This window comes from Ruegeria sp. YKSF070 (assembly GCF_059612725.1).
Map to the genome: position 1 here is coordinate 78,382 of NZ_JBXWRD010000012.1, position 23,068 is coordinate 101,449.

The window sequence follows — 23,068 nt, forward strand, 5'->3', positions numbered from 1 at the left end:
GCGATGACGATCGAAGTTCGTGTCCCCACGCTTGGCGAATCCGTGACCGAGGCCACAGTGGCCACCTGGTTCAAGAAACCCGGCGACGCCGTGGCAGTGGACGAGATGCTCTGTGAGCTGGAAACCGACAAGGTAACCGTCGAGGTCCCCGCCCCCGCCGCAGGCGTGATGGGTGAGATCGTGGCCAAGGAAGGCGAAACCGTTGGCGTGAACGCGCTGCTGGCAACCATTGCCGCCGGCGAAGGTGCGGCCCCCGCCGCAGGCGAAAAAACCGCGAAAGCGGCGGCAGAGCCTGCCGCCGAGTCAGGCGGCTCGGTTGACGTGATGGTGCCCACCTTGGGTGAATCGGTGACCGAAGCCACTGTCTCGACCTGGTTCAAGAAGGTGGGCGACACCGTCGCGCAGGACGAAATGCTCTGCGAGCTGGAAACCGACAAGGTCTCGGTCGAGGTACCCGCGCCTGCATCCGGCGTGCTGGCCGAAATCATCGCGGCCGAAGGCACAACTGTGAACGCATCGGCCAAGCTGGCGGTGATCTCGGGCAGCGCCTCGGGCGTCTCTCCCGCACCCGCCGCCCCGTCCACCACTGTCGCTCCCGCAGCGTCCACCAGCAAGGACATCGCCAACGCTCCTTCGGCTGAAAAAGCGATGGCCGAAGCCGGGATCAGCCCGGCACAGGTCACCGGAACCGGACGTGACGGCCGCATCATGAAAGAGGATGTCGCGGCGGCCGTCGCCGCCGCAGCCGCCGCACCGGCCGCCGCCCCTGCCGCGGCTTCGGCCCCCGCCGCAGCGTCCCGCGCGCCTGCCCTGGCAGAGGATGCCGCGCGCGAGGAGCGCGTCCGCATGACGCGCCTGCGTCAGACCATCGCCCGCCGCCTGAAGGACGCCCAGAACACCGCCGCGATCCTGACCACCTATAACGAGGTGGACATGACCGAGGTGATGGCGCTGCGCAACACCTACAAGGACGCATTCGAGAAGAAGCACGGCGTGCGCATGGGCTTCATGTCCTTCTTCACCAAGGCCTGCTGCCACGCGCTGAAAGAAGTGCCCGAGGTCAACGCCGAGATCGACGGCCAGGACATCGTCTACAAGAACTACGTGCATATGGGCGTCGCCGCCGGTACGCCGCAGGGCCTGGTGGTGCCGGTCATCCGCGACGCCGACCAGATGTCCTTTGCCGAGATCGAAAAGGCGATCGCCGAAAAGGGCAAGCGCGCCCGCGATGGCAAGCTGTCCATGGCCGAAATGCAGGGCGGCACCTTCACCATCTCCAACGGTGGCGTCTACGGCTCGCTGATGTCCTCGCCGATCCTGAACCCCCCGCAGTCGGGTATCCTCGGCATGCACAAGATCCAGGACCGTCCGATGGTCATCAACGGCGAAATCAAGATCCGCCCGATGATGTACCTGGCGCTGTCCTATGATCACCGTATCGTCGACGGCAAGGGCGCGGTGACCTTCCTCGTCCGCGTGAAAGAGGCGCTGGAAGATCCCCGCCGCTTGCTGATGGATCTGTGATCAAAGACGACAGGCCTCGCACCATGTCCGGTGCGAGGCCGAAACCATCCCAGGCCGGACAGACAAGAAAGCCGAGTAAGACGGATCAGATGATTGACGGAATGCTATCCAGATTCGCCGCGCTCCGGGTCACGCACCGGCGGCCCGCTGCCTTACATGCCGGATCAAAAGGACACTGACCCATGGCAACCCACGCCCTCTGGCAGGCCGATGTGGCCGACTTCGACGCTTGGCTCAAGGTGTTCCGCGAGGATCGCGCGATGCGCAAGGCCGCGGGCATCCGCGATTTGCATATCTGGCGCGACCCTGATCGCGCCGATCATGCGGTGGCTTTGTTCGAGATCACCGACCTCGCCTCGGCCAAGGCCTTCTTCGACAGCGAAGAACTGGCCATGCACCACGAACGCGGCGGCATTGCCCATATCACGGTGAAACTGCTGACGCCGGTCTGATCCGGCACCGGCACGACATTTCAGGCACCGGGCCACAATACCCCACCCGGCGCACACGAAGGAGAGTTAAAATGGCTAACTATGACGTCATCGTAATCGGCGCCGGCCCCGGCGGCTATGTCTGCGCCATCCGCTGCGCCCAGCTGGGACTGAAGACCGCCGTGGTCGAAGGCCGCGAAACCCTGGGCGGCACCTGCCTGAACGTGGGCTGCATCCCCTCCAAGGCGCTGCTGCATGCCTCGCACTCGCTGCACGAGGCACAGCACAACTTTGCCAAGATGGGGCTCAAGGGCAAGGCGCCCTCGGTCGACTGGAAACAGATGCTCGCCTATAAGGACGAGGTGATCGAGGGCAACACCAAGGGCATCGAATTCCTGTTCAAAAAGAACAAGATCGACTGGATCAAGGGCTGGGCCACCATCCCCGCCGCGGGCAAGGTGCAGGTGGGCGACGACACCCACGAGGCCAAGAACATCATCATCGCCTCGGGGTCTGAGCCGGCCTCGCTGCCCGGTGTCGAGGTGGATGAGAAAACCGTCGTGACGTCCACCGGAGCGCTGGAACTGGGCAAGATCCCGAAATCCCTGGTAGTGATCGGCGCCGGTGTCATCGGGCTGGAACTGGGCTCGGTCTATGCCCGCCTGGGTGCCGAGGTGACGGTGGTCGAATTCCTTGACGTGATCACCCCCGGCATGGATGGCGAGGTGCAAAAGACCTTCCAGCGCATCCTGAAAAAGCAGGGCCTGAACTTTGTCATGGGCGCCGCGGTGCAAAAGACCGAAGTGGCCAGGGGCAAGGCCAAGGTCACCTACAAGCTGATGAAAAAGGACACCGAGCACGAGATCGAAGCCGATACCGTGCTGGTCGCTACCGGGCGCAAACCCTATACCGCCGGTCTGGGCCTCGACAAGCTGGGCATCGAAATGACCCAGCGCGGCCAGATCAAGGTCGGCAAGGACTGGCAGACCAACGTGCCCGGCATCTACGCCATCGGCGACGTGATCGAAGGCCCGATGCTCGCCCACAAGGCCGAGGACGAAGGCATGGCCGCCGCCGAGCAGGTCGCGGGCAAGCACGGCCATGTCAACTATGGCGTCATCCCCGGCGTGATCTACACCACGCCCGAGGTCGCCAATGTCGGCGAGACAGAACAAAGCCTGAAAGAAGCGGGTCGCGCCTACAAGGTCGGCAAGTTCATGTTCATGGGCAATGGCCGCGCCAAGGCCAATTTCGCCAGCGACGGCTTCGTCAAGATCCTCGCCGACAAGGAGACCGACCGCATCCTTGGCGCCCATATCATCGGCCCGGCGGCAGGCGAGCTGATCCACGAGATCTGCGTTGCGATGGAATTCGGCGCCTCGGCCGAGGATCTGGCACTCACCTGCCACGCGCATCCCACCTATTCCGAGGCCGTGCGCGAGGCGGCGCTGGCCTGCGGCGACGGCCCGATCCACTCGTAACAACGTCAAAGCCTCGGGGCGGCAGCACCGCCGCCCCGGCATAGGCGCCCTCAAGGCTTCATTTCGCTGGAAATACTCCGGGGGAGTCGCCGTCGGGCGACGGGGGCAGCGCCCCCTGCCGTGCCTCAACTCTGCGCGGTCTCATATCCTGCTTCACGCATCAACCGGTCCGAGGCGCCCTCGATCTCGGTCTCCAGGCGCCGCATGAAGGCATCGCGCGGCACCCCCGGCGGAATCGGGTCCAGGAACTCCACAACCGCGCGCCCCGGCTTTCGCAGGAGCCCGTCACGCGGCCAGAACAACCCCACATTGGTCGCCACCGGGATGCAGCTGTATTGCAACCCCTCGTAAAGGACGGCACTGCCCACCTTATAGGGTTTGGATACGCCCGGCGCGACCCGGGTGCCCTGCGGATAGATTACCAGTTGACCGGGTTCGGCGAATTCCTTGGCCACGTCCTTGACCATCTTGGCCACCGCTGCACCGCGCTTGCCCCTGTTTACCGGAATACAGCCCAGCCGCTTGGCATAGACCCCGATCACGGGCGTCCACAACAGCTCGCGTTTCATGATGAACTTGCCATGCGGCACCGCGTGAAAGATCAGCAAGATGTCAAAGAACGACTGATGCTTGGCTGCTATCAGCACCTCACCCGTCGGCACCGGTCCGCGTATCTCGCCCTGAATGCCGACCATCCAGCGCGCCATCCAGATCGTGCTGCGCGCGTAAAGCTTGCAGGCCCTGAGCGCGCCCTTCTTCGAGACCAGCGCATAAGGGGTAAAGAGCAGCCCCAGGATGGCCATCCAGATGTAAATGACGATGGTAAAGACGATGGAACGCACCCACTGTATCATCATGCAAGCTCCTTCAACCTGCGGCGGGCCGCGTTCCAGGTTGCGGCAAAAGCAACCACCGCGCCCAGAACCGGGATCAGCAGCGGCAGCAGCCAGCCTGCGCCACGAAAACCGAGCCCGGTCAGAAAGCCACCCTCGTCCGAGGCTTCGGGCAGCAACAGCACTCCGCCCATGCCCAGCACCACCCCCACGGCAGACCCGATCAACGCCCGCAAAGTGAACCGGCGCACGAAGGCGCCCGCGATATAGCGGTCGCGCGCGCCGACCAGCCGCAGAACCTCGATGACCTGCGCATTGGCCGCCAGCGCCGCATTAGCCGCCAACGTGATCATCGCCGCCGTGGCGCCACCGATCAGCAAGATCGACACCAGCGCCAGACGGCGCAGCGAATTGGCCGCATCCACCAGCGGCTCGCGCCAGCGCCGGTGATCATCCAGCACAGCGCCCGGAACCTCGGCCGCCAGCCGCAGTCGCAACCCCTGTGCGTCATATGCGGGTTCGCCGCCAACGATCTCGATCAGTTGCGGCACCGGCAACGTGTCCAGCGGTAAATCAGGCCCAAGCCAAGGCGCCAGCAGCGCCGCCTGTTCCTCGCGGCTCAGCGCGCGGGCCTCGGCCACGCCCGGTGTCTGTTTCAGGATGGACAGCGCCGCCTGCGTCTGTGCGGCGACCTGATCGGCGGGCGCATTGATGCGCAGCGTTGCCGCCCGGGCCAGTTCCGAGGCCCAGCGGTCCGCCAACCGCCCCGAGGCCAGCGACAAAGCCAGCGCGAACACCGCCAGAAAAGCCATCGCGCCGGACACGAACAAGGTGAGTTGCGCGGTAAAGCCCGAAGGCGGCACCACCCGGTCGGCCTGTTTATCGGCCATCAACAATGCGCGGATGGTTCCCTTGCTCACAGATCCGCCCCCGCCAGTTGCAGCCGCTTGTTCGAGATCCGCAGCACCCGCGCCTGAACCTGGCTTTTGGCGGCACGGATCAGACTCAGATCGTGGGTAGCGATCAGCACGGTCTTGCCCATCCTGTTCAGTTCCACCAGCAATTGTAGCAGCCGCTGGGACATCTCCCAGTCGACGTTACCGGTGGGTTCATCTGCCACCACCACATCTGGCGACATGATCACCGCACGGGCCAGCGCCGCGCGCTGGCGTTCCCCCCCCGACAGTTCAGGCGGCAGGGCCTCGGCCCGTTTGGATAGTCCGACCCAGGCCATCAGTTCGCGCAGGTTCTCTTGTTCTTGCGACAATTCATGGCCCGAGACGGTCAACGGCAACGCGATGTTCTCGGCCAGCGGCAGATGGTCAAGGAAGCGGCAATCCTGATGCACGACCCCTATACGGCGGCGAAACAGCGCCATCTGGTCCCGATCCAGCCGCCGCATGTCCTCGCCAAAGGCGCGGACCTGTCCCGAGGTTGCCAAAAGCGCCCCGTAGCAGAGCTTGAGAAGCGTTGTCTTGCCCGAGCCGGAGGGGCCAGTCAGAAAATGGAACGACCCCGGCGACAACTCGACCGAGATCTCGCTCAGCAATTCGTCGCCACCATAGCTGTAGCCCACATTCTCAAGCTCGATCACATCGGCCCCCTGATATTGCCGGCTCTTCTTGCCCGATGGGGAACGTGGTTTCAATGCCCGCCTGCGCCTGTGCTGGGTCCAATGGGCGACACTCGCGACGACTTGCGGCAAATCACTCTTTCCGCAATGGGCGCAACCGCCTATGATCTGTGAAAAAACCAAGCTTAGGCAGAAAAAGAAACCGGGAGACAGCATGCGTCTGACATGTCCGAATTGCGACGCACAATACGAGGTTCCGGACGAGGTGATCCCGTCCGAGGGCCGCGATGTACAATGCTCGAACTGCGGCCATACCTGGTTTCAGCCAGCGGCCGGTCAGGCGATCGAGGCCGAAGCGACCGAAAACTTCGACGACCTCGACAGCGAACAGACGCCAGCGCCTGATGGCGACACCGCCAACGATGGAGATGACAACTGGCAGGACGACAGCGAGGCCGAAGACGCAGTCGACGCGACCGATGACACGGCCGAGACAACCAAGGCCCGTGGCATCGACCCCGACATCTCGGACATCCTGCGCGAAGAGGCCGCCCGCGAGGCCGAGTTGCGCGCTCGCGAAGCCGACGCTCTGGAAAGTCAACCCGATCTGGGTCTGGACGCCTATCCAGGCGACGAGCCCGGGCGCCGCGCGCGCGAGGCGCAGGACCGGATGGCCCGGATGCGCGGGCAGGAACCGGTGGCGCAAGAAGCAGACAACACCTCACGCCGGGGGCTGTTGCCCGATATCGAGGAAATCAACTCGACCCTGCGCAACTCGGACGGTGCGGCGGTGGCACCCACGCCCGTGCATGCAGGCCCCGCCCGGCGTCGTCGGTCTGGTGGTTTCATGCGCGGGTTTCTGGTGATGCTGATCTTTGGCGCAGTCCTGTTCCTGCTTTACGCAAATGCCCCGCTGGTGGCGCGCACCGTGCCGCAGGCCGACCCGATGCTCAGCGCCTATGTGGCGCTGGTCGATCAGGCCCGACTGTGGCTCGATGCGCAGGCCAGCATGCTGATGCCGAAATAAGGCGGTCGGCGTAACCCCGCCTCAGAACCGGTCGAGCAAACGCTTGAGATAGTCGCGTTCGATCTTGGGGCGGTCACTTTCTCCAGAGCGGCGTCGGATCTCGTCCAGCAGATCGCGCGCCCGGCGATAGACATCATCGCCCGGTACAAGAGACTCGTCGGTGTCGACACCACCCTGCGAACCGGGAGTGCGCCCCAACGGGTCCTGGCTCCGGGCGCGTTGATCGCCTTCCTGGCTGCCCTGTCCCGGCTGGCTTTGCTGCGCCAGCGCCTCGCCCAACGAGCGCATGCCCTCGCGCATGGCTTCCATCGCCTCGGCCTGGCGGTCGATCGCCTCGGCCAGATCGTTCTCGCGCAGCGCCTCCTCGGCGCCCTCCATCGCACGCCCGGCCCGATCCAATGCCTCGCGCGCGGCATCGCCCTCGGGGGTACCCTGTCCGGGCAGGTTCTGTTCCTGCCGCCCCAATTCGTTGCGCAACGCCTGCTGCCGGTCGGCGAGCGAGCCTTCGCCAGTCTCGCCGGGCTCACCCGGCTGGGCGCCGTCCTGTCCGGTTCCAGACTGGCGGCTACCCTGGCCCTCGCCCTCGTGGCTTTGCCCCCGGCCCTGTCCCCCATTGCGGCCTTCGTTCTGCTGGCTCTCGCCTGCCTGCGCGCCCGGGTTGAACTGTTCCTGAAGATCGCGAAAGGCCTGATCGCTCAACCCTTGCTGGTTGCGCAGCGTTTCGGCCAGCCCCTCCATCGCGCGCTGCCCTTCGGACTGGCCATTGTCGCCCTGTCCCTGGGTCACGCGCATGTTTTCCATCATCTGCTGGAACTCTTCCAGCGCCTGCTGCGCCTCGGCCATGCGGCCCTGTTCCATCAACTCCTGGATGCGATCCATCATCTTTTGCAGGTCATCCTGCGTCATTTGCAGGCTCTCGCCCTCTTGCGCCTGCCGCTCGCCATCCTGCTCGTTCTGCTGGTTCTGCGCCAACTGTCGCAGATAATCCTGCGTCGCCTCGCGCAACTCCTGCATCAGTTCTGCGATCTCCTCGTCCGAAGCGCCGTTCTTCATCGCCTCGCTCAGCCGCTCCTGAGCCCTGCGCATCCGCTCCAGCGCATCCGACAGGGTGCCGTCCTCGAGCATGATCGCCAGATCCCAAAGCGCCTGGGCAATCTCCTCCTGCTGCGACGGTTTCAGGCCAAAACGCTGCAACGCTTCCATCCGACGCAGGATCACCCGCAGCCGGAGATAGGCGGTTTGCGAGCGGAACACCTCGTCCGGACGGTGCGAGATCGCCCGCAATATCTGGGCCACGCGCGGCGCGTTGTCCCGTGACCAGAGAAGGTCACGGCGCTGTTCGATCACAGCCCCTGCCAATGGGTCAAAGAAGCGCCGCGCCGGCAGAGCGGTGCCAAACGGCAGCGTCTCGGCCTCCTGCCCTGCCGCATCGCTGGCGATCAAGGTGATCGTCACCGGCAAGTGAGCCCAAGGGTGCTGCGAAAAATCCTCGATCAGGTTCTCGGTGAATTCGCGCCGGTCCCCGGTGATCGGCAAGGGCAGATCGGCGACCACCGGGTCGCGCGGTTCGGGCTCGATCCGAAGCCCATGCCGGCGGTCAACCGCCTCGATATCCAGTGCGATGATAGCCCGCCCACCGGTGATGCCATAGTCGTCCATTGCGGCAAAAGGCAGGACCATCTTTCCGCCTGCTTGGGTCTCGGCCGCACCCACGATCTCGACCTGCGGGGCATTGTCCGACAGCATCACCACTTGCCATCCGCGCCCCCCGCGCCCTTCGATCTCGAAGGGGCCACTGCGAGTGACCTCAACCATCTGTTCCGGGTGTTCGGGGCGCTCCAGCGGCTTGCCCGAGACATCCTCGGCCAGACGCAGCTGTCCCACCTCGCCATAAAACCGCAGCGTGATACGGCTGCCTTGCGGCAGTTGCAGCACCTCATCGTTCTGGTCGTTCAGATAGAGCGTCGGCAGACCGGTATAGCGTGGCGGCTCGATCCAGCCCTCCCAGCTGGGCCCTGCTGCGGCCTGCGCCGCGCCCGGCGCCAGATCGGCCACGCTCCCCACCCGCCAGACCGAGCCAAAGAGCAGCGACGCGACGAAACAAAGCGCCGCCATAAAGCGCAGTCCATAGGGATCACGCTTGGTCAGTACTAGATCGGGCGCGACCGGTTCCGCCTTGGCGACCCGCGCCGCCATTCGGGACTGATGCGCGCGCCAGAGCGCTGCCGAGGACGGATCTTGCGCGCCGACCGCCTGTTCATCGAGGAGGGTCTGGATCGGTCGTCCCGGCAGCGCAGCGTCGAGCCGCGACAGCGCCTCGTCCCGGGACGGCCTGCGGAACCGCCGGAGACCCAGTACAAGCGTCACCACCAGTGCCAGCGCAAATCCGGCCGCAAAGGCCCAGACCCATTCCACCGGCACAAGCTCGTGCAGGCCCAGCAGAATCGGTGCCAGTGCCAGCATCAGCACCGAGAGGAAGGGCCAGAACCCCCGCCACAACCGTTCGGCCCAAAGGCCTGCATGCGTCAGACCCAACGCAAAGAGTGGTAAGGGCAGGTTCGGCGGGCGGTTTAGGGTCACATCGGGCCTCCTGTCGGCCCGCGCGACGGGGTCACCGCGTCAGAGCCATGGGGGGATGGTATCGCGATTTATGATTTCGTCAAAGCTTGGGCGTGGGCGAATAACCGCGAATTGATCCCCATGCACCAGAACCTCGGGGATCAGGGCGCGCGTATTGTACTCACTCGCCATAACGGCGCCATAGGCGCCAGCGCTACGAAACGCGACCAGATCACCAGCCGTCAGCGGTGGCATCATCCGCCCCTTGGCAAAGGTATCGCCGGTTTCGCAGACCGGGCCGACGATATCGTAGGGCTGTGGCTCGACCCCCGGTTCGGGTTCGATCACCGGCACGATATCGTGATGGGCGTCATACATGGCCGGGCGGATCAGGTCGTTCATCGCCGCATCGAGGATCAGAAAATCGCGCCCCTCGCCGGATTTGACATAGATGACCTTCGACACCATCAGCCCGGCATTGCCCGCGATCAGGCGGCCCGGCTCGATCTCGATCTCGCAACCCAGATGGCCCAGCGTCCGCTTGATCAGCGCGCCGTATTCCATTGGCAAAGGTGGCGCCTCGTTCGAGCGGGTATAGGGAATGCCAAGGCCCCCACCCAGGTCGAGCCTGCGGATATCGTGGCCCTCGGTGCGCAGCCGCTCGGTCAGTTCGGCCACCTTGCGATAGGCGGTCTCGAACGGCGCCAGATCGGTCAGTTGAGACCCGATATGCACGTCGATCCCCACCACCTCCAGCCCCGGCAACGCCGCAGCATGGGCATAGACCGCACTGGCGCGCGCGATCGGAATACCGAACTTGTTCTCGGACTTGCCGGTCGCGATCTTGGCATGGGTCTTGGCATCCACGTCCGGGTTCACCCGGATGGTGATCGGCGCCACCTTGCCCAGTTCCAGAGCGATGGCGTTGATGACCTCCATCTCGGGTTCGGATTCGACGTTGAACTGGCGGATGCCACCTTCGAGCGCCATCCGGATCTCATCGGCCGTCTTGCCGACACCGGAGAAAACGATGCGCTCGCCCGGCACACCCGCTGCCCGAGCACGCAGGTATTCGCCGATCGAGACAACGTCCATCCCCGCCCCTGCCTGTGCCAGGGTACGCAGGATAGCCTGGTTGCTGGCCGCCTTCATCGCGTAGCAGATCAGGTGCTCGGTCCCGTCCAGCGCCTCGTCAAACAGCTGGAAATGCCGCAGCAGCGTGGCGGTGGAATAGACATAGAATGGCGTGCCAACCGTGGCCGCGATCTCGGCCAGGGGGACATCCTCGGCGCAGAGCGCACCGTCACGATAAAGAAAATGATCCATGTCGCGCGCTTAGCCTGAAATCCGGTGGCGGATCAATTGCCGCCACGCAAAGCGGAGAAGATTTTTGCGAGGCTCCACCTCGCGCTCCGGAGTATTTTGAACCAGAAAGAAGCAACGGCCAGAATATCATTCACTTTGCCGAAAATACTCCGGGGGAGTCGCGGCTTGCCGCGGCGGGGGCGGCGCCCCCGGACACGACTGGCCGCTCAGAACCCGAGCCAGAGGTTGAACGGACCCTTGCCCAACCCAACACCGCCGCTCACATGGGTACCGCTGCCCGAGACGCCGACATTGGCCGCCACCGTCGGCTGCACCGGTTCGCCATCGGCACCGCAACCGGATACCAGCGCGGCCAGTGCAAGGGCGAGGGTCAGGCGGATCGGTGTCATGCCAGCATCTCCTTCCAGCGGGCGAGCTGCGCGCGCACCTGCGCGGGCGCGGTGCCGCCATAGCTCTGACGCGAGTTTACCGAATTTTCGACGCCAAGGACACCATAGACATCGGCGGTGATCGCGGCATGGGCCGATTGCATCTCGTCCAGGCTCAGGTCCGGCAGGTCGCAGCCCTTGCCTTCGGCCAGCGCCACCAGCGCGCCGGTCACGTGGTGTGCATCGCGGAACGGCAGGCCAAGCACGCGCACCAACCAGTCGGCAAGATCGGTCGCGGTCGAGAAACCCGAGCCCGCAGCCGCGGCGAGGCTGTCGCGATTGGCGGTCATGTCGCGCACCATCCCCTCCATCGCCGCCAGCGCCAGCATCCAGTTGTCAGCCGCGTCGAACACCTGTTCCTTGTCTTCCTGCATGTCCTTGGAATAGGCCAGCGGCAGCCCCTTCATCACCATCATCAGCGCGGTATTGGCGCCAAAGATGCGGCCCACCTTGGCCCGGATCAGCTCGGCGGCATCAGGGTTCTTCTTCTGCGGCATGATCGACGAGCCCGTCGAGAACCGGTCCGACAGGATCACGAACCGGAACTGGGCGCTGGACCAGATCACCAGTTCCTCGGCAAAGCGCGACAGGTGCATGGCACAGATCGAGGCGACCGACAGGAACTCCAGCGCAAAATCACGATCACTGACCGCATCCAGCGAGTTGGCAGTGGGTCGGTCGAACCCCAGCGCCGCCGCCGTCATGTGCCGGTCGATCGGGAACGACGTTCCCGCCAGCGCCGCCGAGCCCAGGGGCGATTCGTTCATCCGCGCGCGGGCATCGCGCACCCGGCTCAGATCGCGGCCGAACATCTCGACATAGGCCATCATGTGATGGCCCCAGGTCACCGGCTGGGCCGTCTGGAGATGGGTGAACCCCGGCATCACCCAATCGGCCCCGGCCTCGGCCTGACCCAGAAGCGCCCGGATCAATGCCAACAGCCCCTGTTCGGCGGCGTCGAACTGGTCGCGCACCCACAGTTTGAAATCCGTCGCCACCTGGTCGTTGCGCGATCGCGCGGTGTGCAGACGCCCTGCCGGTTCGCCGATGATCTCCTTCAGCCGCGCTTCGACATTCATGTGAATGTCCTCCAGCGCGGTGGAAAAGGTAAACTCTCCCGCCTCGATCTCTGACAAAACGGTGAGCAGCCCTTCCCGAATGGCCTCGGCATCACTATCCGTAATAACGCCCGTGGCTGCCAACATGGCCGCATGGGCCCGCGAGCCTGCGATGTCCTGGGCCGCCAGTCGCTTGTCGAACCCGATCGAGGCGTTGATCGCCTCCATGATCGCGTCCGGTCCGGCGGCAAAGCGGCCGCCCCACATCTGGTTCGAGGTCTTGTCGGTCATCGTGATGAACCCTTCGGAGGGGATATGAAGAAACTGTTGCTCGCCCTCGTCTATACCGCCGCCGCGCTGGGCGCAAATCCATCGCTCGGCCTGGCCGCCGACCGCGCGCAGATCGAGGCACTGCGCGATGGCGACATGAAGAAACTGATCGTGCTGCCCGAGACCCGCGCCGTGTCGCAGGTGCCGTTCCAGCTGGCCGATGGTGCCGGCGAGGCGACGCTGGGCGATTACAAGGGCAAGGTGGTTCTGCTGAACTTCTGGGCCACCTGGTGCGCCCCCTGCCGCAAGGAGATGCCGCAGTTGTCGGCGCTCCAGTCCGAGCTTGGCGGAGAGAATTTCGAGGTGCTGACCATCGCCACCGGCCGCAACTCGCCCGCTGGGATCGAGAAATTCTTTGGCGAGATCGGCGTCGACAACCTGCCCCGCCACCAGGACCCGCGCCAGGCGCTGGCGCGCGAGATGGCGGTGATCGGCCTGCCGATCACGGTGCTGATCGACGCCGACGGGATGGAGGTCGCCCGGCTGATCGGCGATGCCGACTGGAACTCGGACAGCGCCCGCGCCATCATCTCGGCGGTCATCGGCACCGAAGGCTAGGGCACCCGTCCCCTTTCCTGCGACGTGGTGCGCCCCTGCTCCAAGAGGAGGGGCCAGCCAGCAGAGCCAAAACCAAGACCTCCGGCGCGCTTCATGCTACCCTGTCTGTGTCCGCGCTCAGGAGGAATGACCATGTGGCCCGACCAGAGATTGTGTGACCTTCTGGGGATCGAACACCCGATCATCCAGTCCCCGATGACCGGCACCTGCACGCCTTTGCAGGCGGCTGCGGTGTGCAATGCCGGCGGGCTCGCCACGCGCTGACGCCACGCGACCCTTTGACAAGCGCCGCGCTCCGGTTCCACTCTTTGGCGCAGGGAGGAGCCCATGCCACTTGAGATCCTGCTGATCCTGGTGATCGGCGGCATATCGGCCATCGCCGTCATCCTACACCTGACCGGGCGCTCGAGCCGGGCGGTCCTGCTGCCCGAAGACGCGCGCGCCGCATGGTTGCGGCATTTTCCCCAGGACAAGGTGCACGATATCCTGCTGGCCCGCGACGGCCATGCCGCCCTTGTCGAGACCGAGGCAGGGCCCGGCCTGCTTTGGGCACTGGGCGCTGACACCGTTGGCCGACGGCTGCAAGACTATGCGCTGAGCGAGACTGCGGATGGGTTGATCATCCGGTTTCACGATTTCACCGCGCCCCGCGTCACCCTGAGACTCGACCCCGATGAAACCCCGATCTGGCAACAAAGACTGGCCCGCGCATGACCGATTCGATCAGCTATCCCGATGCAACCCAGCTGGCTGTGCCTTTCTTCATCGCTGCGATCCTGATCGAATTCCTGTGGATCGCCATCAAGAAACGCGGCGGGCGGTACGAGACCCGCGATGCCGTCACCTCTCTTATCATGGGTGCCGGATCGGTGGCCGAGGGCATTGTGCTGGGCTTCATCGCCTGGGGGTTCTTCATGCTGCTCTGGCAGATTACGCCGTTGGACATGGGCACATCCATCTGGGCGCTGCTGATTTGTTTCGTGCTGGACGACCTGCGCTATTATTGGGTGCACCGTTTCGGCCATAGGGTACGCTGGGTCTGGGCCAGCCATGTGAACCACCACTCCAGCCAGCACTACAACCTGACCACAGCCCTCAGGCAGACCTGGACCGGCACGTTTACCTTCATGATGGTGGTCAAGGCACCGCTGGTGCTGCTGGGCTTTCATCCCGCTCTGGTCCTGTTCTGCGGTGGGTTGAACCTGATTTACCAGTTCTGGATCCATACCGAGGCGATCGGCAAATTGCCGCGGTGGTTCGAGGCAGTGATGAACACGCCCAGCCATCACCGCGTACACCACGGTCGCAACCCGCGCTATCTGGACTGCAATTATGCCGGTGTCTTCATCATCTGGGACAAGATGTTCGGCACCTTCGTTCCCGAGCAGGACGATGAGAGGGTCGATTACGGCCTTGTCCATAACCTTGGCACATTCAACCCGTTGCGCGTGGCCTTTCACGAATGGCTGGGGATCTGGCGCGATGTGACCCAACCGGGTCTGAGCTGGCGGCAGCGGCTGGCCTATGCCTTTGCTCCGCCGGGCTACAGCCATGATGGCAGCCGAGAAACCTCGGAGGGGATCAAGGCGCGCTACCTGGCCCGCCACCCTGACCAAAAGGGGACACCCGGTTTCGAAGGCTAGAAACTCGGTCACATTCTAACAATCTCGTCGCAAGATCATGGGCCGCGCCATCGCAATAGCCGTGAGATCTCTGTGAAATCAGAGGGGTACGCGAGCACGATGTGACACAGTGCCGAGTGATCCGTCTTTTAGTCAAATCCTGCGCTTAACCTGTGGTTCACGATTTTGGCCAAGGCTGGGCACATCTCTCGTTCTGGCCTGTCAGACAAGGAACCTCGATGCGCCCCCGGATCAAGAAACTGGCAGACTTGCCCGAAGGGGCGGAAAACCCCCTGAGCGCGGCGGTCTCGAGCCGTGACCGATCCGCCGTCGCCATGGCGACCGAGGCTGTACGGCATGGCGATTGTCTGCTCGCCTATCAGCCGGTCCTGCAAACCGTGCCACCACATGGCACTGCCTTCTATGAAGGCTTCATTCGCGTGCTGGACGAAACCGGCCGGGTCATCCCCGCACGTGATTTCATGCCAGCTGTCGAGAATACCGAAATCGGGCGGGAACTGGATTGTATCGCGCTGGAAACCGGTCTGCGGGCGCTGGTTCGCAACCCGACGCTGCGCCTGTCAATCAACATGTCCGCCCGCTCGATAGGTTACCGCAAATGGATGCAGGTGCTGGAACGTTTTCTCAAGCGGGACGAAACCTTGGCCGATCGGCTGATCCTCGAGATCAATCAGACCTCGGCCATGGCCGTTCCGGAACTCGTGATCGACTTCATGGACAGGCTGCAACCGCGCGGCATCGCCTTTGCGCTGGATGATTTCGGTGACGGCCCCATCGACTTCAACAGTTTCCGCGACTTCTTTTTTGACGCGGTCAAGATCGACGGTCGTTTCATCCGTCAGGTCAGTACCGACGCCGCCAATCGCGCCACCGTCAGAGCGTTGATCGCGCTGGCCCGCGAGTTCGAAATGCTGATTATCGCCGAATCGGTCGAAACCGAAGAGGACGCGCGCTTTCTCGCTGAAAACGGGGTCGATTGCTTGCAAGGTTACCTCTACGGCGCGCCGACCGTCACGCCGGCCTGGGAACGACCCGAAACCGCAAAGGCCAACGGCTGATCACCATCCTGGCATTACTTGTGAGACAAGCTGTCAGTTGCTGCATGTGCAGCACTGGGCTATGTCAAGGGGGCTAGAGCGGGGATAAGGGCGCTCCGGGGTCGACATCGCCCCGTCATGCCGTCAGATTTCCCCAATAGGATCATGACGGCAAAGGATCGGATCACATGACCAACGTAGTAATTGCATCTGCCGCCCGCACCGGCGTCGGCAGCTTTGGCGGCTCTTTCGCGAATACCCCGGCGCATGACCTTGGCGCCGCGGTGCTCGAAGCCGTTGTCGAGCGCGCCGGCATCGACAAGGCCGAGGTGAGCGAGACCATTCTGGGTCAGGTCCTCACCGCCGCCCAGGGCCAGAACCCCGCCCGCCAGGCGCATGTCAATGCCGGCCTGCCCAAGGAAAGCTCGGCCTGGGGTATCAACCAGGTCTGCGGATCGGGCCTGCGTGCAGTGGCGCTGGGCGCACAGCACATCCTGCTGGGCGATGCCGAGATCGTCGCCGCCGGTGGCCAGGAGAACATGACCCTGTCACCCCATGCCGCCGCCCTGCGCGCCGGTCACAAGATGGGCGACATGAAATACATCGACACCATGATCCGCGACGGTCTTTGGGACGCCTTCAACGGCTATCACATGGGCCAGACCGCCGAGAACGTGGCCGAGCAGTGGCAGATCAGCCGCGAGATGCAGGACGAATTCGCCGTCGCCAGCCAAAACAAGGCCGAAGCCGCGCAGAATGCCGGCAAGTTCGCCGATGAAATCGTCCCCTTCATCATTAAGACCCGCAAGGGCGACATCGTGATGGACAAGGACGAATACATCCGTCACGGCGCCACCATCGAGGCGATGCAGAAACTGCGCCCCGCCTTCACCAAGGACGGTTCCGTCACCGCCGCCAACGCAAGCGGCCTGAACGACGGTGCCGCCGCCACCCTGCTGATGACCGCCGAGAACGCGGAAAAGCGCGGTATCGAGCCACTGGCCCGCATCGCCTCCTACGCCACCGCCGGGCTCGACCCGTCGATCATGGGTGTCGGCCCGATCCACGCCAGCCGCAAGGCGCTGGCCAAGGCCGGCTGGAAGGTCGAGGACCTGGACCTGGTCGAGGCCAACGAAGCCTTTGCCGCCCAGGCCTGCGCGGTGAACAAGGACATGGGCTGGGATCCGGCCATCGTCAACGTAAACGGCGGTGCCATCGCCATCGGCCACCCGATCGGCGCCTCGGGCTGCCGCGTCCTGAACACCCTTCTGTTCGAGATGAAGCGCCGCAACGCCAAAAAGGGTCTCGCCACCCTCTGCATCGGTGGCGGCATGGGCGTCGCCCTCTGCGTGGAGCGTGACTGATCGCCCGAACCGGCCATAGGAACAGGGCGCCGTCAGGCGCCCTTTTTCGTGGCATTCCAAGAGCATGCTGCAAGTGCGACAATATTGACATTCTGCAATGCGGAAAATCTCCGCGAAACAATATTGCGTATTTTGCCCCCGCAGCGTAACAGCATTATCAAGCCAATTCAGATCTGGAGGATTCTTCAATGGCACGTACAGCACTCGTCACCGGCGGTTCGCGCGGCATCGGCGCCGCGATTTCCAAGGCGCTCAAGGCCGAAGGCTACAATGTCGCCGCCACCTATGCCGGTAATGACGAAGCCGCAGCCAAGTTTACCGCCGAAACCGGCATCGCCACCTACAAGTGGAACGTCGCCGATTACGAGGAATCGGCCGCCGGTATCGCCAAGGTCGAAGCCGAAGTCGGCCCGATCGACATCGTGGTCGCCAACGCGGGTATCACCCGCGACGCACCGTTCCACAAGATGACCCCGGAACAGTGGCATCAGGTGATCGACACCAACCTGACCGGTGTATTCAACACCGTGCACCCGGTCTGGCCCGGCATGCGCGAGCGCAAGTTCGGCCGCGTCATCGTGATCAGCTCGATCAACGGTCAGAAAGGCCAGTTCGCCCAGGTGAACTATGCCGCGACCAAAGCGGGCGATCTGGGCATCGTCAAGTCGCTGGCCCAGGAAGGCGCCCGCGCCGGTATCACCGCAAATGCCATCTGCCCCGGCTATATCGCCACCGAGATGGTGATGGCGATCCCCGAAAAGGTGCGCGATTCGATCGTCGCTGGCATCCCCGCCGGGCGTCTGGGTGAGCCCGAGGAGATCGCCCGCTGTGTGACTTTCCTGGCGTCTGAGGACTCGGGCTTCATCAACGGCTCGACCATTTCGGCAAACGGCGCTCAGTTCTTCGTCTGATCTGGTGCGATCCGGGATAAAGGCCGCCTCATTGCGGGGCGGCCTTTTTCATGCCTGCAATACGGCCAAGGGGCCGGCGCATCAGGCCGACCCCCAATCCCGTAAGTCCGCGCGCGCAGCGGTCAGCGGGAACCGAAAAGCCATCCCCAGACCGTGCGCAAGGCTTGTGCCCGTTCCATATGCGCGCGGTCCATAGCCCGACGGGCGGCGGGATTGGTTGTCATCTCGATCATGGCGGGGCTCCTTCGTGAATTATTCAGTTTTGCTTGACTTGACGTGAATATGCACCCAATCAAAAAACATCACAAACGAGACATTTTCGACCTTCAGACAAGAAAAACTGAATCGACATGAGCGACCGCCTACCCCCGCTGACCGCCCTGCGCGCCTTTGATGCCGCGGCCCGACACATGTCCTTTGCCAAGGCCGCAGCCGAGTTGAGCGTGACCCCTGCGGCGCTGTCCTTTCAGATCAAATCGCTGGAAGAGCATCTGGGCCGCCCTTTGTTTCGGCGCCTCAACCGCGCGGTAGAACTGACCGAGGAAGGGCGCGCCCTGGCCCCGGGCGCACAGGAAGGGTTCGAGGTCTTGACCGCCGCTTGGCGGGCCGCCCGTCGGCTGCAGGACAACACCACCCTGACGGTGACCGCCGGGCCAGCTCTGACCGCGAAATGGCTGGCACCCCGGCTTTACGACTTTGCGCGCGCACATCCAGAGATCGATCTGCGCATCTCGACCAGCCTGCGGCTGGTCGACCTTGCGCGGGATGGGGTCGATGTGGCGATCCGCTTTGGTCAGGGGCTGGACGCGGGACTCTATTCCGTCTCTGCCCGCAAGGAATGGATGATCCCGGTGATGACCCCCGAGTTGGCGAGCCAGTACCCGACACCGGAAAGCCTGCGCGAAGCGCCGCTGATCTTTGACGAATCTATCAGCTTTCTGGATCCGCCCATCGACTGGCCCACATGGTTCCGCGCAGTGGGCATGGATTTCGCCCCCAAACGCGGGGCGCATTTTTCCAATGCGGACCATGCCATCGACGCGGCGGTCGCAGGGGTGGGCGTAGTGCTGGGCCGCCGCCCGATGATCATCAAGGACGTCATCGAGGGAAGACTCGTGATGCCGTTCAAGACTGCGATCGAGACCGATGCGCGATTTCGCTTCGTCTGCCTTGCCGGGTCGGAAGCCCAACCCAAGATCGCGGCATTCCGCGATTGGTTTCTTGCCGAGATCGCAAAAACCGCTCATATCTCGGACGGTTTGACAATCGTTCACGTCAAGGACATCCCGCCCGCATGACCCGCACCCGCGCCACCGCCATCGGCTTTGTTGCCGTTCTGCTCTGGGCGTTGCTGGCGCTGCTGACGGTCGGATCGGCGCCGGTGCCACCGCTTTTGCTGAACGCGCTCTGCTTTACCGTTGGCGGGGCGCTGGGGTTGGTCTGGGTCATGGCCACCGGCAACCTCTCGCAACTGCGCAGCGTCGGCTGGAGAGTATATGCCTTTGGAACGCTGGGACTGTTCGGCTATCACGCGCTCTATTTCTCGGCGCTCAGGCTGGCGCCTGCGGCCGAGGCGGGACTGATTGCCTATCTCTGGCCTTTGTTGATAGTTCTGTTTTCGGGCCTGCTGCCGGGGGAGCGCCTGCGGCGGGGCCATCTTGTGGGTGCAGGCTTGGCCTTTTCCGGGGCGGCGTTGATCATCACCGACGGCGGTGGCTCCGAATTCCAGACACAATTTCTGCCGGGCTACGGGCTTGCGATGCTCTGCGCGCTGACATGGTCGGGCTATTCGGTCCTGTCCCGGCGCCTTGGGAACGCCCCCACCAGTTCGGTCGCCGTGTTCTGCCTGGCCACGGCGGTAGCGTCATGGGGCCTGCATTTCATCGTCGAAGAAACGGTCTGGCCACAGAACATGCTGGGCTGGGGAGCCACACTAGCACTAGGCCTAGGTCCGGTGGGCCTGGCCTTTTACGTTTGGGACATCGGGGTGAAACGTGGAGACATCCAACTGCTGGGAACGAGCTCTTATGCCGCTCCCCTGCTGTCAACACTTGTTCTGGTAATAAGCGGCATCGCAGCGCCCAGCTGGGTTCTGGCAATCTCTGCGCTTCTGATCACTGGCGGCGCGCTGCTGGCAGCGCGCGCCAGCTTTGCGGCTTAGACGGACAGCCGCTCGATTTCTTCCTTGAGCTTCAGCTTCTGTTTCTTCAGCTGGCTGATCTGAAGGTCGTCAGTACCTGGCGAACGCTGGGCTTGTTCAACTTCGAGACTGAGATTTGCGTGCTTTTTCTTCAGTTCGGTCAAATGCGCGCTCACACTCATGGCGATCCTCCTTCTCTGTTGTCAATGAATCGAGTTGAGCACATCCCAAGCGGCCTGTCACGCGGGCAGCGGTCGCATTCTGTCATAAAACCGACATATCGGCCAAACCCGGCTTATCCCGCGCCGGGCCATGGCAGCGGTGCGGGTTCGCGCAGAACCTTTGCGATTTCAGGCAGGTAATGGTCGCGGTCGCCCGGATGCCGGGTGCCCTGATGCAGGATCAGCCCGGAATGCAGGCGAAACGGCGCCCGCCCGCCCTTTCGGGCGCGTAGAATCACCAACTCGGCGGCGCGGCCCTGACGCGGAACCAGTGGTAACACCTCAAGCGAGCCCAGCCTGTCGTCGCAGGCGGCCAGCATATCCGGCAGACGGTCGGCCTTTGCAATCATATGAAGATAGCCGCGATGGCGGAGACGGCGCGCAGCCGCATCGACCCAACGCACAAGCGGCGTTTGCTCTCCCAACGCGGTGGCCCGCCCCGCATCGCTGGCCGGGCTGTGGGTGCCAGCAAGGTAGTAGGGCGGGTTTGCGATGACATGGTCAAAGCTCTGCTGTCGCAGCGCCTGCGGCAGGGCCGCGATATCGCCTTCGACAACGTCGAGCGCGATATCGTTCAGCGCCGCATTGCGCCCGGCCAGATCGGCATAGCCCGACTGCAATTCGACCCCCGTCAGCGCCAGTTCCGGCACCCGACGACCCAGGCACAGGATTGCGGCACCAGCGCCACAGCCCAGTTCCAGCACCGATTGTCCTGCATCCGCCGTGACGCTGGCGGCCAGAAACACCGGATCGACCCCGGCCCGGTACCCGGCCCGCGGTTGATAGAGTTGCAGATGCCCACCCAGGAAAGCGTCGCAGGTCAGTTCGCTCTCGGCAAAGGTGGTCATCTTCCCAGCGGAATGCCATTGTCGGTGACCACGCGCAGGGCGTCGTCATAATCCTCGTCCCGCACCATCATGCGGCGCGGAAAGATTCCGATGCCGCCTTCGAGGACGCTCATATTTACGTCCATCTGAAAGCAGTCTATATCCTCGCCCTCGAGAAGGGCGGATGCAAAGGCCATGACGGTCGGGTCGGTGCTGCGCAAAAGTTCCTTCATAAGGATGGATGTAAGGGCAAGGTTGGCGCATTGTCGAGCCTTGTTGCAGGAGAGCGATGGACGCCAAGGTGAGCACGAAACCGCATGAGATGCTGGCCGCAACCCTGTCCGATGAGATAGCGGCGGTAAACACGCTGATTCGTAAACGGATGGCGTCTGAACACGCGCCCCGCATCCCCGAGGTGACGGCGCATCTGGTCGAGGCAGGCGGCAAGCGCCTGCGCCCGATGCTGACACTGGCGGCGGCGCGGCTGTGCGGGTATCAGGGCGAGGACCATGTCAAGCTGGCCGCCACGGTCGAGTTCATCCATACCGCCACCCTGCTGCATGACGACGTGGTGGACGAAAGCGGCCAGCGCCGTGGTCGTCCCACGGCCAATTTGCTCTGGGACAACAAATCCTCGGTGCTGGTGGGCGATTATCTGTTTGCCCGCAGTTTCCAACTGATGGTGGAAACCGGCTCTCTCAGGGTGCTGGACATCCTGGCCAATGCCGCCGCAACCATCGCCGAGGGCGAAGTGCTGCAAATGACCGCGGCCAGCGACCTGCGCACCGATGAGAGCATCTATCTGCAAGTGGTGCGGGGTAAGACGGCGGCGCTGTTTTCCGCCGCAACCGAGGTCGGCGGCGTGATCGCCGGTGTGCCCGAGGCACAGATCAAGGCGCTGTTCGACTATGGCGATGCCCTGGGTATCGCGTTCCAGATCGCCGACGATCTTCTCGACTATCAGGGCGATGCCAAGGCGACGGGCAAGAACGTGGGCGACGATTTCCGCGAGCGCAAGCTGACCCTGCCGGTGATCAAGGCGGTGGCGCAAGCCACCGACGAAGAGCGCGCATTCTGGGTGCGAACCATCGAAAAAGGCAAACAGACCGAGGAAGACCTGGGCGAGGCGCTGGCGCTGATGGAAAAATACGGCACGCTGGAGGCGACCCGGGCCGATGCCCACGTCTGGGCCGAGAAGGCGCGTACCGCACTGGAGGTGCTGCCCAATCACGAGATCCGTGCCATGCTGAGCGATCTTGCCGATTATGTGGTGGCGCGGCTGAACTGACGCAAGGGGGCGCTGCCCCCTCGGCCCTGACAGGCCTCACCCCCGGAGTATTTCTGGCGAAATGAAGGGGGACAAGAGGTCAGAGCAGCCGACCCCGGGCGTACCACCAGTCCGGGTGACGTCGTCTAAGCACCGGCTCAGCGGGCGGAGGATCGGGTGAAAACAATCCAAAGCAGGTCGCCCCAGATCCCGACATACCAGCAAAAAGTGCGCCGGCCTCGCTCAATGCATCGATGACTTCGGCGATCACCGGTTGCTGGACAACGGCTGGCAGGGCCAGATCGTTGCGCTGGTTTGCGAGCCAACCGGCGAAATCGGGCAGATCGCGCCATCGCGGCAAGTCCCGCTCCATGGGCGGATTGTTCTTTTCAGCAAGCGTGCGGAAGATGGTCGGCGTCGAGACTGTCACGCGCGGATTGACCAGCAGGATATCCATCGCGGGCAGCGGCGGCACGTGATCCAGCTGCTCGCCGATCCCGCGCATGCGGCGCGGCATCGCGGACAGGCAG

General features: G+C 63.8%; 24 protein-coding genes and 1 pseudogene. 14 read left to right on the forward strand and 11 right to left on the reverse strand.

Annotation, left to right across the window (positions count from 1 at the left end; translation table 11 throughout):
• The first annotated feature begins 3 nt into the window (after positions 1 to 3).
• The 3 genes from odhB to lpdA all read left to right on the forward strand — a co-directional run bounded on the left by odhB (position 4) and on the right by lpdA (position 3,436).
• Complete coding sequence (gene odhB, locus AC2FL1_RS09060) at positions 4 to 1,524, forward strand: 2-oxoglutarate dehydrogenase complex dihydrolipoyllysine-residue succinyltransferase (RefSeq protein ID WP_496876693.1); 1,521 nt, start codon at positions 4 to 6, stop codon at positions 1,522 to 1,524.
• 182 nt (positions 1,525 to 1,706) lie between these two features.
• Complete coding sequence (locus AC2FL1_RS09065) at positions 1,707 to 1,976, forward strand: hypothetical protein (RefSeq protein WP_234137236.1); 270 nt, start codon at positions 1,707 to 1,709, stop codon at positions 1,974 to 1,976.
• Between the two features lie 71 nt (positions 1,977 to 2,047).
• Positions 2,048 to 3,436, forward strand: a complete 1,389-nt coding sequence (lpdA, locus tag AC2FL1_RS09070; protein ID WP_496876694.1) for a dihydrolipoyl dehydrogenase — start codon at positions 2,048 to 2,050, stop codon at positions 3,434 to 3,436.
• A 125-nt stretch (positions 3,437 to 3,561) separates the two neighbouring features.
• Here lpdA and AC2FL1_RS09075 read toward each other — a convergent pair whose 3' ends face one another.
• From AC2FL1_RS09075 to AC2FL1_RS09085, 3 genes are read right to left on the reverse strand one after another with little or no spacing between them, the layout of a single operon-like run.
• Positions 3,562 to 4,293, reverse strand: a complete 732-nt coding sequence (locus AC2FL1_RS09075; protein ID WP_496825363.1) for a lysophospholipid acyltransferase family protein — start codon at positions 4,291 to 4,293, stop codon at positions 3,562 to 3,564.
• A complete protein-coding gene (locus tag AC2FL1_RS09080; RefSeq protein WP_496876695.1) occupies positions 4,290 to 5,189 on the reverse strand; it encodes a cell division protein FtsX in 900 nt (299 codons plus the stop codon). Before AC2FL1_RS09080 ends, AC2FL1_RS09075 begins: the two co-directional genes overlap by 4 nt.
• Positions 5,186 to 5,863, reverse strand: coding sequence for a cell division ATP-binding protein FtsE (locus tag AC2FL1_RS09085; protein ID WP_496876708.1), 678 nt, complete (start codon positions 5,861 to 5,863; stop codon positions 5,186 to 5,188). The genes AC2FL1_RS09080 and AC2FL1_RS09085 overlap by 4 nt, the downstream gene beginning before the upstream one ends.
• 193 nt (positions 5,864 to 6,056) lie before the next feature.
• Between AC2FL1_RS09085 and AC2FL1_RS09090 the strand changes: the two genes are divergently transcribed.
• Positions 6,057 to 6,869, forward strand: a complete 813-nt coding sequence (locus AC2FL1_RS09090; protein ID WP_496876696.1) for a zinc-ribbon domain-containing protein — start codon at positions 6,057 to 6,059, stop codon at positions 6,867 to 6,869.
• Between the two features lie 21 nt (positions 6,870 to 6,890).
• Here the strand turns inward: AC2FL1_RS09090 and AC2FL1_RS09095 are convergent, their stop codons facing one another.
• The 4 genes from AC2FL1_RS09095 to argH form a co-directional block, all read right to left on the reverse strand.
• A complete protein-coding gene (locus AC2FL1_RS09095; RefSeq protein ID WP_496876697.1) occupies positions 6,891 to 9,449 on the reverse strand; it encodes a TIGR02302 family protein in 2,559 nt (852 codons plus the stop codon).
• A gap of 39 nt (positions 9,450 to 9,488) precedes the next feature.
• The gene (gene lysA / locus AC2FL1_RS09100; RefSeq protein ID WP_496876698.1) at positions 9,489 to 10,754 is read right to left on the reverse strand and encodes a diaminopimelate decarboxylase; all 1,266 of its coding nucleotides are present in this window, start codon (positions 10,752 to 10,754) and stop codon (positions 9,489 to 9,491) included.
• A 206-nt stretch (positions 10,755 to 10,960) separates the two neighbouring features.
• Positions 10,961 to 11,143 carry a hypothetical protein gene (locus AC2FL1_RS09105; protein ID WP_234137229.1) on the reverse strand — a complete coding sequence of 61 codons (183 nt, stop codon included), beginning with the start codon at positions 11,141 to 11,143 and terminating at the stop codon, positions 10,961 to 10,963.
• Positions 11,140 to 12,531 carry an argininosuccinate lyase gene (gene argH, locus AC2FL1_RS09110; RefSeq protein WP_496876699.1) on the reverse strand — a complete coding sequence of 464 codons (1,392 nt, stop codon included), beginning with the start codon at positions 12,529 to 12,531 and terminating at the stop codon, positions 11,140 to 11,142. The genes AC2FL1_RS09105 and argH overlap by 4 nt, the downstream gene beginning before the upstream one ends.
• A gap of 24 nt (positions 12,532 to 12,555) precedes the next feature.
• Between argH and AC2FL1_RS09115 the strand changes: the two genes are divergently transcribed.
• From AC2FL1_RS09115 to yddG, 9 genes are all read left to right on the forward strand, one after another.
• Complete coding sequence (locus AC2FL1_RS09115; protein WP_496876700.1) at positions 12,556 to 13,128, forward strand: TlpA disulfide reductase family protein; 573 nt, start codon at positions 12,556 to 12,558, stop codon at positions 13,126 to 13,128.
• 126 nt (positions 13,129 to 13,254) lie between these two features.
• Positions 13,255 to 13,392, forward strand: coding sequence for a hypothetical protein (locus tag AC2FL1_RS09120; RefSeq protein ID WP_496876701.1), 138 nt, complete (start codon positions 13,255 to 13,257; stop codon positions 13,390 to 13,392).
• Between the two features lie 63 nt (positions 13,393 to 13,455).
• Positions 13,456 to 13,842 carry a hypothetical protein gene (locus AC2FL1_RS09125; RefSeq protein ID WP_496876702.1) on the forward strand — a complete coding sequence of 129 codons (387 nt, stop codon included), beginning with the start codon at positions 13,456 to 13,458 and terminating at the stop codon, positions 13,840 to 13,842.
• Positions 13,839 to 14,771 (forward strand): sterol desaturase family protein, encoded by a 933-nt coding sequence (locus AC2FL1_RS09130; protein WP_496876703.1) that lies wholly within the window; start codon positions 13,839 to 13,841, stop codon positions 14,769 to 14,771. Before AC2FL1_RS09125 ends, AC2FL1_RS09130 begins: the two co-directional genes overlap by 4 nt.
• Before the next feature lie 218 nt (positions 14,772 to 14,989).
• Entirely contained in the window at positions 14,990 to 15,829 is an 840-nt protein-coding gene (locus AC2FL1_RS09135; protein ID WP_496825352.1) for an EAL domain-containing protein, read from the forward strand.
• Positions 15,830 to 15,996: 167 nt separating this feature from the next.
• Positions 15,997 to 17,172 (forward strand): acetyl-CoA C-acetyltransferase, encoded by a 1,176-nt coding sequence (locus AC2FL1_RS09140; protein WP_011046087.1) that lies wholly within the window; start codon positions 15,997 to 15,999, stop codon positions 17,170 to 17,172.
• Positions 17,173 to 17,360: 188 nt separating this feature from the next.
• Positions 17,361 to 18,083 (forward strand): acetoacetyl-CoA reductase, encoded by a 723-nt coding sequence (phbB, locus tag AC2FL1_RS09145; RefSeq protein WP_496876704.1) that lies wholly within the window; start codon positions 17,361 to 17,363, stop codon positions 18,081 to 18,083.
• Positions 18,084 to 18,433: 350 nt separating this feature from the next.
• A complete protein-coding gene (locus AC2FL1_RS09150) occupies positions 18,434 to 19,381 on the forward strand; it encodes a transcriptional regulator GcvA (protein ID WP_496876705.1) in 948 nt (315 codons plus the stop codon).
• A complete protein-coding gene (gene yddG / locus AC2FL1_RS09155) occupies positions 19,378 to 20,244 on the forward strand; it encodes an aromatic amino acid exporter YddG (RefSeq protein ID WP_496876706.1) in 867 nt (288 codons plus the stop codon). The genes AC2FL1_RS09150 and yddG overlap by 4 nt, the downstream gene beginning before the upstream one ends.
• Here yddG and AC2FL1_RS09160 read toward each other — a convergent pair.
• From AC2FL1_RS09160 to AC2FL1_RS09170, 3 genes are all read right to left on the reverse strand, one after another.
• Positions 20,241 to 20,405, reverse strand: coding sequence for a YdcH family protein (locus AC2FL1_RS09160; RefSeq protein WP_011046083.1), 165 nt, complete (start codon positions 20,403 to 20,405; stop codon positions 20,241 to 20,243). The two genes, yddG and AC2FL1_RS09160, sit on opposite strands and share 4 nt — an antisense overlap.
• Before the next feature lie 113 nt (positions 20,406 to 20,518).
• Complete coding sequence (locus AC2FL1_RS09165) at positions 20,519 to 21,292, reverse strand: tRNA1(Val) (adenine(37)-N6)-methyltransferase (protein WP_496876707.1); 774 nt, start codon at positions 21,290 to 21,292, stop codon at positions 20,519 to 20,521.
• Entirely contained in the window at positions 21,289 to 21,504 is a 216-nt protein-coding gene (locus AC2FL1_RS09170; protein WP_496825348.1) for a putative signal transducing protein, read from the reverse strand. The genes AC2FL1_RS09165 and AC2FL1_RS09170 overlap by 4 nt, the downstream gene beginning before the upstream one ends.
• Positions 21,505 to 21,560: 56 nt before the next feature.
• Between AC2FL1_RS09170 and AC2FL1_RS09175 the strand changes: the two genes are divergently transcribed.
• A complete protein-coding gene (locus AC2FL1_RS09175) occupies positions 21,561 to 22,559 on the forward strand; it encodes a polyprenyl synthetase family protein (protein WP_496825347.1) in 999 nt (332 codons plus the stop codon).
• Between the two features lie 79 nt (positions 22,560 to 22,638).
• Here the strand turns inward: AC2FL1_RS09175 and AC2FL1_RS09180 are convergent.
• A pseudogene (locus AC2FL1_RS09180) lies at positions 22,639 to 23,068 on the reverse strand (4-(cytidine 5'-diphospho)-2-C-methyl-D-erythritol kinase); the annotation flags it as partial.